The sequence below is a fragment of the Bradyrhizobium sp. LVM 105 genome (assembly GCF_003957705.1).
Classification (GTDB): Bacteria; Pseudomonadota; Alphaproteobacteria; order Rhizobiales; family Xanthobacteraceae; genus Bradyrhizobium; species Bradyrhizobium frederickii.
The window spans coordinates 20,806-33,780 of the sequence record NZ_QZMV01000010.1; the positions used below are offsets into that span (position 1 = coordinate 20,806).

Consider the following 12,975-nt stretch of genomic DNA (forward strand, 5'->3'; position numbering starts at 1 on the left):
GACTTTCGGCAGAGGGCCCGGCATGACTGATCACCGCAATTCCATTGATCCCGCGAAGCTCGACCGGCTGGCCGAGGTGGCGGTGAAGGTGGGCCTGGGCTTGCGGCCAGGACAGGATCTGCTTCTGACGGCGCCCGCGATCGCGCTACCGCTGGTCAGGCGGATCGCCGTGCATGCCTACAAGGCCGGCGCTGGCCTTGTGACGCCGATCCTGTCGGACGAGGAGATGACGCTGGCGCGCTACCGCCATGGCCATGACAGCAGTTTCGATCGCGCCGCTGGCTGGCTCTATGAGGGCATGGCCAAGGCGTTCTCGGAGAACACCGCGCGGCTCGCCATCGTCGGCGACAACCCGATGCTGCTGTCGGGCGAGGATCCGTCCAAGGTGGCACGCGCGAGCAAGGCGAATTCGATGGCCTATCAGCCCGCGCTGGAGAAGATCGTCAATTTCGACACCAACTGGAATATCATCGCCTATCCAAGCCCGTCCTGGGCCAAGCAGGTCTTCCCCAACGATCCCGAGGACGTCGCGGTCGGCAAGCTCGCGGATGCGATTTTCGCCGCGTCCCGCGTCGATCGCGAGGATGCGATGGGCAATTGGGCCAGCCACAATGCGGTGCTGCGCGAGCGGACCAACTGGCTCAACGGCCAGCGCTTTCGCGCCCTGCAATATTCGGGACCGGGCACCGACCTCACCATCGGCCTGGCCGACGGCCACGAATGGGAGGGCGGTGCCTCGCTCTCCAAGAACGGCATCAGCTGCAACGCCAATATCCCGACCGAAGAGGTGTTCACCACGCCGCATTGCCGCCGCGTCTACGGCCATGTCGTGAGCTCGAAACCGCTGTCCTATCAGGGCACGCTGATCGACAACATCGCGGTGCGCTTCGAGGACGGCAAGATCGTGGACGCAAAGGCCTCGCGCGGCGCGGAGGTGCTGAACAAGGTGCTCGACACCGACGAGGGCGCCCGCCGCCTCGGCGAAGTGGCGCTGGTGCCGCATTCCTCGCCGATCTCACAGAGCGGGCTGCTGTTCTACAACACGCTGTTCGACGAGAACGCGGCGTCTCACATCGCGCTCGGCCAGTGCTATTCGAAATGCTTCGTCAACGGTGCGCAGCTCACCCCGCAGCAGATCGCGGCGCAAGGCGGCAACCAGAGCCTGATCCATATCGACTGGATGATCGGCTCCGCCGAGACCGATATCGACGGCATCTTGCCCGATGGCAGCAAAGTGCCGGTGTTCCGCAAGGGCGAGTGGGCGAAGTAGTCTGCCTACCTCTCTTCCGGGAGGGATTGGTGCGGCGACAGATTTTCCGTGCGCTCGTTCCTTGCGTGCGGAAAGGTATGTGGGTTCTGGTGCCTTCGCGCATTTTGTCGCACCCCGGGAATGGACCGGGTCATGTGCGCGGATTTGCAAGGGAATTGCGACGTTAACCGTTTGCACTTGTCGCTTCCGGATGATTCTCGAAATGGATGTAAGAAAGAATTAAAAACGGGCTACTAGCGTCCGAACATCTTTCGAAACACTCCCGGCCGGATCGGCCGCAAATATCATTTCCCGAGGAAGCAAATGGCATTGATTGAAGTCGGTAGTTGCAACGTGGACCTCGAGCTGCGGCCGATCGAGCCGTCCTGGATCATCGAAGGCAACCCGGTGTCGCGCTCGCGCGTCCTGTCGACCAGTGCCGACGGCACCGCCCAGACCATCATCTGGTACTGCACCGAAGGGCGCTTCAACTGGTACTACGACATCGACGAGACGATCATGATCATGGAAGGATCGATCGTGCTCGAAAGCGAGGGCATGCCGCCGAAGCGTTACGGCCCCGGTGACGTCATTTTCTTCCGCGATGGCGCGCATGCCAAATGGCACGTCGAAGGCCACGTCAAGAAGATCGCCTTCTGCCGCAAGACCAATCCCGTGATGATCGGCTTCCTGATCCGGGTCGTGAACAAGCTCAAGAAGATCTTCACCTCGACCGGCGAGCGCCGCCCCGCCTCGCTGATGGGCGCAGGCTAGAGCTCACAACAACTTTCAAGGACGCTTCCCAGCGGCTACGACGAAGACGGGTTCGGGAATCAACATCCCGGCCCGTCTTCTCGTTATGACGGCAGCTCGAGCTAGTAGATATCTGTTGCGGTTTGCGAGAACCTTCACCGCCGGCACAGCGGCGCCTTTGTCAGCCCTTGTGTCGCCTGGCCCTGACGTCGACGATCAGCCGCCAATCGGCCGCGGCGGCCGGCCTCGCCTCGCCGAGCCAATGGAAGGAGTCCCCGGTGATCTCCGTGAAGCTCCACCGCGTCAGCTCGCCGGCTTCGGTCGTGCCTTCCTGCACGATGTCCTCGCCGCGGGGACGGCCGATCTGCTGGCGGAAGACGCTGCGACCCGGATCGAACCAGGAGATCCGCCATGCATCGATGGTCGGATCGTAAACGCGAAGCGTCGTGCCGTACCAATTGCCGGCGATTGGAAAGGCCGGCGCGCCCGCGGGCCGGGGTATCATCCAGACGTCCTGGACGGCTCGGCCTTCCAGCACCCAGCCGAAATGAATCTCGCCGGGCGCTACGTGCTTCGTGCCATCGGATCCATGGGCGGTGATCTCGGCATCCCAGTCGCCGACGAAGCGGCCATAGAGTTGAAGCGCCGCCGCATGCTCGGGGTTCGGTCCGTCCGCGTGCAAAAGTCTGGCAAAGTCGGTCATGTTGCTCTCCTGTTGCCGGCAGATCAACACGACCGGCCGGCGGCCGGCTTGGAGAAAATTGCGGCTCAGACCCCGTCGAGGATGATCACCGTCGGCTTCGACGGCAGCGCATCGCGCGACATCCGGAAGGTCCGCTCGGAGCGCCGGTCGATCTCGAACTGCTGGCCGATCCGGCGCATGAAGTCGTCGAGCGGGGTGGCGAAGCGGTGCATCGGCAGCACCACCGAGGCGCGCAACCGCTTGGTGATTTCGGAGATGCCCTCCAGCGACATGGTGTAGGTGCCGTCGATCGGCACCATCACGATATCGAGCCGCCCGATCTGGGCGAAATGGCTGTCGTCGAGCTTGTGATGGAGGTGGCCGAGATGGCCGATGCAGAGGCCCGCGGCCTCGAAGATGAAGATCGAATTGCCGTCGCGGATCATGTCGGTGCCGGCATCGTCGCCGAAATAACGGCGGATGTCGGTCGTGACATTTCGGATGAAGGCATCGCCGATGCGTTGCGACACGATTGCCGGCTTGCCGTCCTCGCTCCAGCCATGCAGCACGTGGGGAATTCGCCTGTCGGGAAAAAGAGTGTAGTGGGTGCTATGGGCGCGGTTCATGGTGGCGACGTCGGGCAGCCGTCCCACCTGATAGGCGCCGCTGTAATCGGTCGCGATGCGCAAGCCGCCGGGCGTGTCGACGTAATAGGTGGAATGGCCGGCATAGGTGATCTCGACCTCGGCCGCGGCCGCCACCTGCCGGAATGCGACCGGCATCGCACGGGGCGCCGCGTTCGCCATCGCCAGGCACTCGCTGCGCTGCGGCTGCTGGGCAAGGGCTGGGGCCAGCAGCCAGCCGAGGAAACCGAAGGCCGTCAGCAATAGTCGAGACATCACTGGTCCATCCGCCATTCAGTCGACGATCCGGTCAGTGTATCTTCGAATTGTTGCGGCGTCATGCCGTCGCGTGCCACATTAAGCATAGAGTCATCCTCCGCTTGTTCCGGTGTCGGGTCTTGCCTACCCATTACCCGATGGACGCGGCCGCAAATATCGAGCGATATCGCGCGCTCGACAGTTGGCGCGGCATTTGCGCTTGCATGGTTGCGCTGTTCCACTTCGACGTGATCAGCCATCTGTCCTTCCTGCCGCTCACCAGACATGCCTATCTGTTCGTCGATTTCTTCTTCGTATTGAGCGGCTTCGTCATCGCGTCGAATTACCGTTCACGCCTTGCCGAGGGCTTCGGCATCGGCCGCTTTCTCCTCCTGAGGCTTGGGCGGATCTATCCGCTGCATCTTGTGACGTTGCTGCTGTTCATTCCCGTCGACGCTGCGAAGGACGGCATCGGCCCGAACCTGCTGCAGGCCATCGTCACCAACCTGCTCCTCTTGCAGGGACTCGGCGTCAATCCGCAGAACTGGCTGAATTTCGCGAGCTGGAGCATCAGCGCCGAGTTCGCCGCCTATGTGATCTTCGCCGCGGTCGTCAGCAGGATCGGGCCGACGATCTGGCCCTGGCTGCTCCCGATCATCGCCGGGCCGATCGTCCTCGCCACGATAAGCCCGGACGGCATGAACGCGACTTACGATTACGGTCTGGTGCGCTGTCTGTATGGCTTCGCGCTTGGCGTTCTCTCCTTCGATCTACGAGAGCGATTCACGGTGTTGCGCGCAGGCCTGACGCCGTTCGGCGAGACGTTGCTGGAGACGGCGAGCCTTCTGCTCGTCATCGGCTATGTTTCGGCGGCCGGGCGCAGCGCCGCTTTGCAGGTGGGCTCGCCGGTGGTGTTCACGCTGGTCGTTCTGGTGTTCGCCCGCGAAGCTGGGGCGGTCAGTCGCCGGCTGACGATGCCGTTCATGCTCGTGGTCGGGACGCTGACCTATTCGATCTACATGCTGCATCCGCTCGTCAGGGCCGTGGTGCGGGCGATCCTCATGGTCGTCGAGCGGCTGGGGCATACCAACCTGTTCGTCTCCTCCGCGTTGAGCTCGGGCCATGAGCCGACGAAGGTGGTCTCCATCGATGGATCGCTGTGGCTTGGCGATCTGCTGCAAATAGCGATGCTGCTGCTGACCGTCCTGCTGTCGGTTGCAACGTATCGTCTTGTCGAGGAGCCCGGGCGCAACTGGGTCAGGCGCCTGGTTGATCGGCGGAAGGTCGCCACGGTACGCCGCGCACAGCCGGCTTTCGACACCTGACGTTTGCGGCTCGATCAGCCTCACTCCCGCCTTGGGCTGAACTTCCAGGTGACCGCAACGAGGCTCGCGGTGATCAGGCCGCTGATGAGGCCCGCAACGGGGAGCGCGAGCAGCAGCGCTGCGGTCGCGGCCCAGCCGATCGAGGAGAAGGCTTCGGCAATGGTCGCCAGCCGCGACGAGGTCTGGCGGCGCCGGAATTGGCTGCGCCGGGCCTGCACCCGGAACCAGAGCTGGATCGCCGTCGCGGAGGCCGCACTGACGATGACCGCGCCGGCACTGATCGCGGCCTGATACGGCGAAGCGAAAGCGAGTGCCGCGACCAACGGGCAGAAGATGACGGCGACCGCGATCAGCACCACCTCGATCTTGGCGCGGATGAGGCTGGCTGGCGTCAATGGCGCAGTCGCGACCAGGTCGGGAGCGTCCTCGCCCGAGATAGTCAGCCAGGCAAGTCCGCCGGCGAGCTGTCCGGCCGCCATCACGATGACAGGCGTGATCAGCGTCAGCGCCGCCGAGCTGTCGGCAAAATTGCGCCAGAGCAGCAGCGCCGGCGGCACCAGATAGAGCAGCTGCATCAGCGTCTGCGAGATCAGCCAGGGATCGCGCCAGAGCAGCGAGAATTCCTTGCGCCGCAGCGCCTGTTGCCGCGAGCCGATGCGGAACGGCCGCTCCTTCGCGCGCCTCATGCCAGAGGTGCCGTAGGCCGCGGCATCGATCGCCGTGTCGGCAAAGCGGTGCGAGAAGACCGCCATGACGCTTCCGAGCAGCACCAAAGCGAGCCCCAGGAGCAGCAGCAGGGCCTCGTTGTCGCCCATCACCGCCCGCGCCGGCCACCACCAGATGCTGTCGACGTCGGGGGCGTAGGCGGCCAATGTGCCGGAGGTCAAAAGGGTGAAGCGCGACAGCGTGCCGTAGGACATGATCGCGGCGACCTGGAGCGCGATCACGAAGCCGGCGCCGATGATCGCGGCGAGGATCTGGGCAATCAGGCGCGTCCGCGCCGGGCCGATCAGGCGAAACAACAGGATGGTGACGGCGATCGCGATCGCCGCGCCCGACAGGCCCAGGGCGACGACGACCCCGAACGCAGTGAGCCAGCGCGCACCCCCGCCGATCACGAGCACGTCGATGAAGGGCGTCGAGAACAGCAGCGCCATCATCGTGACGGTCAGCGCGATCGCGGCGATGCGGACCGAGAACAGATTGGCTAGCCGCGCCGGCGAGGACATGATCAGATCGAGATCGGCGCGGGCGTAGAACACCCGCGTCACCGATTCGATCGCCTGCGACAGCATCAAGGTCCAGGCGAGAAAGATCGTCGCCGAGATCACGATCAGCGAGGACTTGTCGAGCGGCAGTTGCAGCTCGGCGAAACGGCCGATCACCGCCCAGGCCGGCAGGTGCAGCAGCGCGGCGAAGCAGACGAGGCCGATGATTGCGGCGCGCGTCCGCTTGCGGCGTCCGCCGGTCATCATGGCGAACCATTCGCGCCAGGCGAGCCGGAGCTCGTGACGGGCAAACCAGGAGAGCGCGGTCGCCGAGCTCATGCGGCTTCCGGCAGCGTCACCAGCGCGATGAAGAGATCCTCCAGGCTGGTATCGGCATCGCCGTTCTGCTGGCGCAATTCGGTCAGCGTGCCTTCGGCGACGAGGCGTCCCGAGGCGATCACGCCGATGCGATCGGCCATGCGCTCGGCCACCTCGAGAATATGCGTGGTCATGATGACGGTGCAGCCGGCGCGGACACGCTCGCCGAGCAGGCCTTTCACATGGCGGGCCGAGACCGCATCGAGCCCTGTCAGCGGCTCGTCGAGGATGATGAGGCGGGGATCGTGCACCAGCGCACCAGCCAGCGCCACCTTCTGACGCATGCCCTTGGAGAACCCCTCGCAGCGCTCGTGCCGGTGCGGCGCGAGGCCGAGCGAGGAGAGCAGGTCCTGGGCGACCGGCTCGGACACCGACGGCGCGATGCCCCAGAGGCCGGCGACGAATTCGAGATATTCGAGCGGGGTCAGCTTGTCGTAGATCATCGGCTCGTCGGAGACCCACGCCATCACCTGCTTGGCGACCACAGGGTCTTGGAGCGCATCGATGCCGAAGATCGAGACGCGGCCGGCATCGGGGCGCAGCAGGCCCGCCACCATGCGCAAAGTCGTGGTTTTGCCGGCGCCGTTGGGGCCGACCAGCGCATAGAATTCGCCGGCGTGGACGGTGAGATCGAGGCTGTCGACCGCCAGACGGTCAAAACGCTTCGTTAACCCCAGGACTTCGAGCGCCGAGCTGTCCGGCTTCATGACGGCCATACCATCCGGTTTTGCATCGCTTCCGACCATGATCCGAAGATGTTTCGGCGCGGTGAATCGCGCCGCAGCAAATTCCGTCATCCGGATTGGACTAAAGGCAAGTCACCCGTACAAGTCACCGTTTGTTGACAGCGCTTGGCGGTTCAGGCTGAATTGGTTCCGGACAAATGGCGCTAGCGCAGCGAAACGACTGCCTAGCGACTGGACACAAGATGCGGCACGGCGGCCGGGAAGAGCCGCCGGTTGCATCGGGAGGACGCGCGTCAATGCTGGATTTCGTTCAGCAGCTGGTCAGCGGTGTTGCGCTCGGCTGCGTCTACGGCCTGATCGCGCTCGGCTTCGTGCTCGTCTACAAGGCCACCGAGGTCGTCAATTTCGCCCAGGGCGATCTGATGATGATCGGCGGTTTCTTCGCCTTCACCTTCATCGGTATGATGGGCCTGAACTACTGGATCGGCTTTGCCGGTGCGGTGGCCGCGATGGCGCTGTTCGGCATGCTGACGGAGCGCGTGGTGGTGCGGCCGATCCTCGGCTATCCGCAATTCTCCATCATCATGGTGACCATCGGCCTCGGCTATTTCCTGCGCTCGATCGCCGGCATGATCTGGGGCACCGATGATCTGAAGATCGAGACCCCGTTCAGCCAGGGCGTGCTGCGGATCGGCTCGCTGGTGCTCGCCTACGACAAGCTGTCGGTGATCGCGGCGACGATGATCCTGTGCACGCTGCTGTGGCTGTTCTTCAACAAGACCACGCTCGGCACCGCGATGCGTGCCAGCTCCGAGAACATGCTCGCGGCCTACTACATGGGCATTCCGGTCAAGCGCGTGGTGTCGATCGTCTGGGCGATCAGCGCGGCGGTCGCGACCTGCGCCGGAGTGCTGCTGGCGCCGATCACCTTCATCCATTCCAATGTCGGCCTCGTGCTCGGCCTCAAGGCGTTTCCGGCCGCGGTGCTCGGCGGCTTCGGCTCGATCCCGGGCGCCGTGGTCGGCGGCGTGCTGATCGGCGTGATCGAGAGCATGGCCGGCTTCTACCTGCCCGAAGGCTGGAAGGACGTCGCGCCCTATGTCGTGCTGCTCGCGGTGCTGCTCCTGAAGCCCGAAGGCCTGTTCGGCCACCACGTCCGCAAGAAGGTCTGAACGCCATGCGCTTCCTGTTCAAGACCGACTACGAGGACGACATCAAGCTGTTCCCGCATTCGGGCTATTGGGTCTCGTACGGCGTCCTGCTCGCGCTGCTGCTGATCGCGCCCCATGTGCTCTCCAGCTATCTGATGAGCCAGCTGGTTTTCGTCTGCATCTACGCGATCGTCGGCGTCGCGCTTCTGATCCTGACTGGCTTCACCGGCCAGGCCTCGCTCGGCCACGCCGCGTTCCTCGCCATCGGGGCCTACACGGCCGCTTATTTGCAGACATACAACGTACCGTTCCCGGTCTACTTCCTCGCCGCCGGGCTCCTGACCGGCATCATCGGCGCGATGGTCGGGTTTCCCGCCCTGCGCCTGACCGGCATCTACCTCGTCATCGCCACCATCTCCTTTGCCCTGATCGTCGAGGAGATCCTGGCGCGCTGGGAAAGCGTCACCCACGGCAATGAGGGCATGCGGGTCAAGACGCTGTCGCTGCTCGGCGTCGCGGTGCCGCGCGACAGCCCGACCTTCTATTATCTCTGCCTTGCCGTGCTGGTGCTGACCATCGTCGGCACGCTCAACCTGCTGCGCTCGCCGACCGGACGCGCCTTCGTCGCGATCCGCGACAGCGAGACCGCGGCGCGCAGCATGGGCGTCAATGTCGCGCTCTACAAGGTGAAGTCCTTTGCGATCTCGGCGGCGATCACCGGCTTTGCCGGCGTGCTGTTCGCGCACAAGCTCTCCTTCATCTCGCCGGAAATGTTCACGCTGCAGCTCTCGATCGAGTTCATCATCGTGATCCTGATCGGCGGCACCTTCAGCCTGCACGGCGCGGTGCTGGGCGCGATCTTCATCGTGATGATCGATCCGTTCCTGACTTACCTCAAGGACGACATGCCCGGCATGATCGCCGGGATCGCGGCGGCATTCGGCGCCGGCCCGGCCACCGCGGGAGATATCCAGGCGAAGGTCGCGGCCTTCGCCTCGCTCAACGGCCTGAAAGGCGCGATCTACGGCATCATCATCGTGCTGTTCGTGTTGTTCGAGCCGCTCGGCCTCTACGGCCGCTGGCTGAAGATCAAGCTCTTCTTCCAGCTGTTCCCGCTCTACAAGCGCGCCACCTTCAAGCGGCAGAAGATCTACGTGAAGTCGGAGCGGAATCGATGAGCTATTTCCGCGCCGAGAACCTGTCGCTGCATTTCGGGGGCCTCAAGGCCGTCGATGCGGTATCCTTCGCGCTCGAGAAGGGCGAGATCCTGTCGATCATCGGGCCGAACGGCGCCGGCAAGAGCTCGATCTTCAACCTGATCTCGCGGATCTACCGGCCGACCTCGGGCCGGATCTTCTTCGAGGACCAGGACATCACGGAAGAGGCGCCCTACGACATCGCCAAGCTCGGCATCGCGCGCACCTTCCAGAACATCGAGCTGTTCGAGAATGCGACCGTGCTCTCCAACCTTCTGGTCGGCCGCCATCGGCACTCGACCACGCAGCTCTGGCAGGAGCTGCTGTTCCTGCCGAGCGTGCGGGCCAACGAGAAGGTGCACCGCCGCAGGGTCGAGCAGGTCATCGAATTCCTCGATCTCGAACCCTATCGCGACAAGCTGATCTCCGGCCTGCCTTACGGCGTGCGCAAGGTGATCGAGCTGGCGCGCGCCCTGTGCTCGGAGCCGAAGCTGATCCTGCTCGACGAGCCGTCCTCCGGTCTCAACGTCGAGGAGACCGACGACATGTCATTCTGGATCCGCGACATGAAGAGCGAGCTCGGCATCACCGTGCTGATGGTCGAGCACGACATGTCGCTGGTCAATCGCGTCTCCGACCGGGTCATCGCGCTGAACTACGGCAGGGTGCTGGCGATGGGCTCGCCCGCCGAAGTGCAGCAGCACCCCGACGTCGTCGCCGCGTATCTGGGAGCCTGACGCATGGATGCTGCGGTGACACCCGATATCATCCTGAAGCTCTCCAACATCGAGAGCTATTACGGGCCGATCATGGCGATCCGCGGCATCTCGCTGGAGGTTCCGCGCGGCCGCATCGTCACGCTATTGGGGGCGAACGGCGCCGGCAAGACCACCGTGCTGAAGACGATCTCGGGCATTCTCGATCCGCAGAAGGGCTCGATCGAATTCCTGGGCAAGCCGATCCAGCGCATGGAGGCCGACCGGATCGTGCGGCTCGGCCTCAGCCATGTGCCGGAGGGGAGGGAGGTGTTCCCGTTCCTGTCGGTGCGCGAGAACCTGATGATGGGCGCCTATCCGCGCAAGGACCGTGACGGCGTGGCGGAGGACCTGGAGCGCGTCTACGGCTATTTCCCGCGCCTGAAGGAGCGCATCAACCAGCCGGCCGGCCAGCTCTCCGGCGGCGAGCAGCAGATGCTCGCGATCGGACGCGCCCTGATGAACCGGCCGACGCTGCTCTTGCTCGACGAGCCCTCGCTCGGCCTGTCGCCGCTGCTGGTGAAGGAGATCTTCACCATCATCCGGCGCGTCAACGAGGAGCAGGGCATGTCGATCCTGCTGGTCGAGCAGAACGCCAAGGTGGCGCTGGAGACGGCGCATTACGGCTACGTGCTGGAGATCGGCCGCATCGTGATGAACGACAGCTGCGACCGCTTGATGCATTCCCAGGACATCCAGGAGTTCTACCTTGGCGCCAAGGAAGCCGGCGCCCGCGGCGAGCGGCGCTGGAAGAAGAAGAAGACGTGGCGGTGAGGAAGAGCTGGCAGTAAGATGGAATTGCCCATCCGCATGCAAAGACCGCCGGCAAGGCAGGCCGCGGAGGGGAGAGCGACAAGGAGGAGACGCGCATGGCCCGACCGGCGGTGCTGACGGTCGCTGATACGATCGCAAGGAGCTTTTTGCGCGCTGCGGAGACGCGGGGCGATCGGCCGGCTATCCGCGAGAAGAAGTTCGGAATCTGGCAGCCGACGAGCTGGCGCGAATGGCTGGAGATATCCAAGGACATTGCCTACGCGCTTCACGCGTCCGGCTTCAGGCCCGGTGACGTCGCCTCCATCATCGCCAACGCCGTCCCGGAGTGGGTTTATGTCGACATGGGCATCCTGTGCGCCGGCGGCGTCTCCTCGGGCATCTATCCGACCGACGCATCGTCCCAGGTCGAATACCTCGTCAACGACTCCGGGACGAAAGTCATCTTCGCCGAGGACGAGGAGCAGCTTGACAAGATTCTCGCCTGCCGTGCCCGCTGTCCGTCCCTGCAGAAGATCATCGTGTTCGACATGGAGGGTCTCAGCGGCTTCTCCGACGACATGGTGATGTCGCTCGACGAATTTCGCGCGCTCGGCCGCAATCACATGGTCGGGCGCGAGGCGCTGTGGCAGGAGATGATCGACAGCCGCAGCGCCGGCGACCTCGCCATCCTCGTTTACACGTCCGGCACGACCGGCCCGCCCAAGGGCGCGATGCACGCCAACCGCAGCGTCACGCACCAGATGCGCCACGCCAACGACTTCATCCCGGCGCGGGAGGACGAGGACAGGCTGATCTTCCTGCCGCTCTGCCACGTCGCCGAGCGCATCGGCGGCTATTACATCTCGGTCGCGCTGGGCTCGGTGATGAATTTCGCCGAGAGCCCGGAGACAGTGCCGGACAATCTGCGCGAGGTGCAGCCGACCGTTTTCCTCGCGGTGCCGCGCATCTGGGAGAAATTCTACTCCGCCATCACCATCGCGCTGAAGGATGCGACGCCGCTGCAGCAATGGGTCTATCGCCGCGCCATCGGCCTCGGCTACCGCATGGTCGAGTACCGGCTCGAGGGCAAGCCGCCGCCGCTGTCGCTGCGGCTCGCAAACCGCATCGCCTACCGGGTCGCATTCCGCAACATCCGACGCATGATCGGGCTCGACCGCTGCCGCATCGCCTTCACCGGCGCAGCGCCGATCGCGCCGGAGCTGATCCGCTGGTATCTCGCGCTCGGCATCGACATGCACGAGGTCTACGGCCAGACCGAGAATTGCGGCGTCGCCACCATGATGCCGGCGGAGCGGGTCAAGCTCGGCTCGGTCGGCACCGCGGTGCCCTGGGGCGAGGTCGCGCTGTCGCCCGAGGGCGAGATCCTGATCAAGGGCGACTTCCTGTTCATGGGTTATTTGAACCAGCCGGAGAAGACCGCCGAGACCATCGATTCACGCGGCTGGCTGCATACCGGCGACGTCGGCACCATCGACAATGAAGGCTTCGTCCGGATCACCGACCGGATGAAGGACATCATCATCACCTCCGGCGGCAAGAACATCACGCCGTCCGAGATCGAGAACCAGCTCAAATTCTCGCCCTACATCTCCGATGCGGTCGTGATCGGCGACAAGCGGCCGTATCTCACCTGCCTCGTGATGATCGACCAGGAGAATGTCGAGAAGTTCGCCCAGGACCACGACATTCCCTTCACCAATTATGCCAGCCTGTGCCGGGCAGTGGAGATTCAGGACCTGATCTGGCGCGAGATCGAGCAGGTCAACGGCAATTTTGCCCGCGTCGAGACCATCAAGAGGTTCTACTTGATCGAGCGCCAGCTCACGCCCGAGGACGAGGAGCTGACGCCGACCATGAAGCTGAAGCGCGGCTTCGTGAACAAGCGCTATGCCGCCGAGATCGAAGCGATGTATCGCCAGCGCGCCGTGGCATGAGGC

The 12,975-nt window shown here is 64.2% G+C and carries 12 protein-coding genes; 8 read left to right on the forward strand and 4 right to left on the reverse strand.

Annotated elements, in window-relative coordinates:
• The first annotated feature begins 22 nt into the window (after positions 1-22).
• Together D6B98_RS25150 and D6B98_RS25155 are read left to right on the forward strand one after the other, a co-directional pair.
• Positions 23-1,270 carry an aminopeptidase gene (locus D6B98_RS25150; RefSeq protein ID WP_126259586.1) on the forward strand — a complete coding sequence of 416 codons (1,248 nt, stop codon included), beginning with the start codon at positions 23-25 and terminating at the stop codon, positions 1,268-1,270.
• A 303-nt stretch (positions 1,271-1,573) separates the two neighbouring features.
• Positions 1,574-2,023 (forward strand): cupin domain-containing protein, encoded by a 450-nt coding sequence (locus D6B98_RS25155; protein WP_126259587.1) that lies wholly within the window; start codon positions 1,574-1,576, stop codon positions 2,021-2,023.
• 160 nt (positions 2,024-2,183) lie between these two features.
• On the opposite strand, the gene D6B98_RS25160 is transcribed toward D6B98_RS25155, so the two are convergent.
• Positions 2,184-2,705, reverse strand: a complete 522-nt coding sequence (locus D6B98_RS25160; RefSeq protein ID WP_164718851.1) for a hypothetical protein — start codon at positions 2,703-2,705, stop codon at positions 2,184-2,186.
• Between the two features lie 65 nt (positions 2,706-2,770).
• Positions 2,771-3,583 (reverse strand): MBL fold metallo-hydrolase, encoded by an 813-nt coding sequence (locus D6B98_RS25165; protein ID WP_126259589.1) that lies wholly within the window; start codon positions 3,581-3,583, stop codon positions 2,771-2,773.
• A 122-nt stretch (positions 3,584-3,705) separates the two neighbouring features.
• On the opposite strand from D6B98_RS25165, the gene D6B98_RS25170 reads away from it, so the two are divergent.
• Entirely contained in the window at positions 3,706-4,890 is a 1,185-nt protein-coding gene (locus D6B98_RS25170; RefSeq protein WP_126259590.1) for an acyltransferase family protein, read from the forward strand.
• A 20-nt stretch (positions 4,891-4,910) separates the two neighbouring features.
• Here the strand turns inward: D6B98_RS25170 and D6B98_RS25175 are convergent, their stop codons facing one another.
• Together D6B98_RS25175 and D6B98_RS25180 are read right to left on the reverse strand one after the other, a co-directional pair.
• Positions 4,911-6,437: a permease gene (locus D6B98_RS25175; protein WP_126259591.1), complete on the reverse strand. Its 1,527-nt coding sequence runs from the start codon at positions 6,435-6,437 to the stop codon at positions 4,911-4,913.
• Positions 6,434-7,183 (reverse strand): ABC transporter ATP-binding protein, encoded by a 750-nt coding sequence (locus tag D6B98_RS25180; RefSeq protein ID WP_164718852.1) that lies wholly within the window; start codon positions 7,181-7,183, stop codon positions 6,434-6,436. The genes D6B98_RS25175 and D6B98_RS25180 overlap by 4 nt, the downstream gene beginning before the upstream one ends.
• Positions 7,184-7,458: 275 nt before the next feature.
• Between D6B98_RS25180 and D6B98_RS25185 the strand changes: the two genes are divergently transcribed.
• From D6B98_RS25185 to D6B98_RS25205, 5 genes are all read left to right on the forward strand, one after another.
• On the forward strand, positions 7,459-8,334 hold the full coding sequence (locus tag D6B98_RS25185; RefSeq protein ID WP_126259593.1) for a branched-chain amino acid ABC transporter permease: 876 nt from the start codon (positions 7,459-7,461) through the stop codon (positions 8,332-8,334).
• Between the two features lie 5 nt (positions 8,335-8,339).
• Entirely contained in the window at positions 8,340-9,491 is a 1,152-nt protein-coding gene (locus D6B98_RS25190; protein ID WP_126259594.1) for a branched-chain amino acid ABC transporter permease, read from the forward strand.
• On the forward strand, positions 9,488-10,246 hold the full coding sequence (locus D6B98_RS25195) for an ABC transporter ATP-binding protein (protein ID WP_126259595.1): 759 nt from the start codon (positions 9,488-9,490) through the stop codon (positions 10,244-10,246). Before D6B98_RS25190 ends, D6B98_RS25195 begins: the two co-directional genes overlap by 4 nt.
• A gap of 3 nt (positions 10,247-10,249) precedes the next feature.
• Positions 10,250-11,038 (forward strand): ABC transporter ATP-binding protein, encoded by a 789-nt coding sequence (locus D6B98_RS25200; RefSeq protein ID WP_126259596.1) that lies wholly within the window; start codon positions 10,250-10,252, stop codon positions 11,036-11,038.
• Positions 11,039-11,133: 95 nt separating this feature from the next.
• A complete protein-coding gene (locus D6B98_RS25205) occupies positions 11,134-12,972 on the forward strand; it encodes an AMP-dependent synthetase/ligase (protein WP_126259597.1) in 1,839 nt (612 codons plus the stop codon).
• Positions 12,973-12,975: the final 3 nt, after the last annotated feature.

Coding starts and splice junctions, on each gene's coding strand:
- D6B98_RS25205 (WP_126259597.1), top strand. CDS start 11,134: ATGGCCCGACCGGCGGTGCTGACGGTCGCTGATACGATCGCAAGGAGC.
- D6B98_RS25195 (WP_126259595.1), top strand. CDS start 9,488: ATGAGCTATTTCCGCGCCGAGAACCTGTCGCTGCATTTCGGGGGCCTC.
- D6B98_RS25165 (WP_126259589.1), bottom strand. CDS start 3,583: ATGTCTCGACTATTGCTGACGGCCTTCGGTTTCCTCGGCTGGCTGCTG.
- D6B98_RS25155 (WP_126259587.1), top strand. CDS start 1,574: ATGGCATTGATTGAAGTCGGTAGTTGCAACGTGGACCTCGAGCTGCGG.
- D6B98_RS25160 (WP_164718851.1), bottom strand. CDS start 2,705: ATGACCGACTTTGCCAGACTTTTGCACGCGGACGGACCGAACCCCGAG.
- D6B98_RS25175 (WP_126259591.1), bottom strand. CDS start 6,437: ATGAGCTCGGCGACCGCGCTCTCCTGGTTTGCCCGTCACGAGCTCCGG.
- D6B98_RS25185 (WP_126259593.1), top strand. CDS start 7,459: ATGCTGGATTTCGTTCAGCAGCTGGTCAGCGGTGTTGCGCTCGGCTGC.
- D6B98_RS25150 (WP_126259586.1), top strand. CDS start 23: ATGACTGATCACCGCAATTCCATTGATCCCGCGAAGCTCGACCGGCTG.
- D6B98_RS25190 (WP_126259594.1), top strand. CDS start 8,340: ATGCGCTTCCTGTTCAAGACCGACTACGAGGACGACATCAAGCTGTTC.
- D6B98_RS25180 (WP_164718852.1), bottom strand. CDS start 7,183: ATGAAGCCGGACAGCTCGGCGCTCGAAGTCCTGGGGTTAACGAAGCGT.
- D6B98_RS25200 (WP_126259596.1), top strand. CDS start 10,250: ATGGATGCTGCGGTGACACCCGATATCATCCTGAAGCTCTCCAACATC.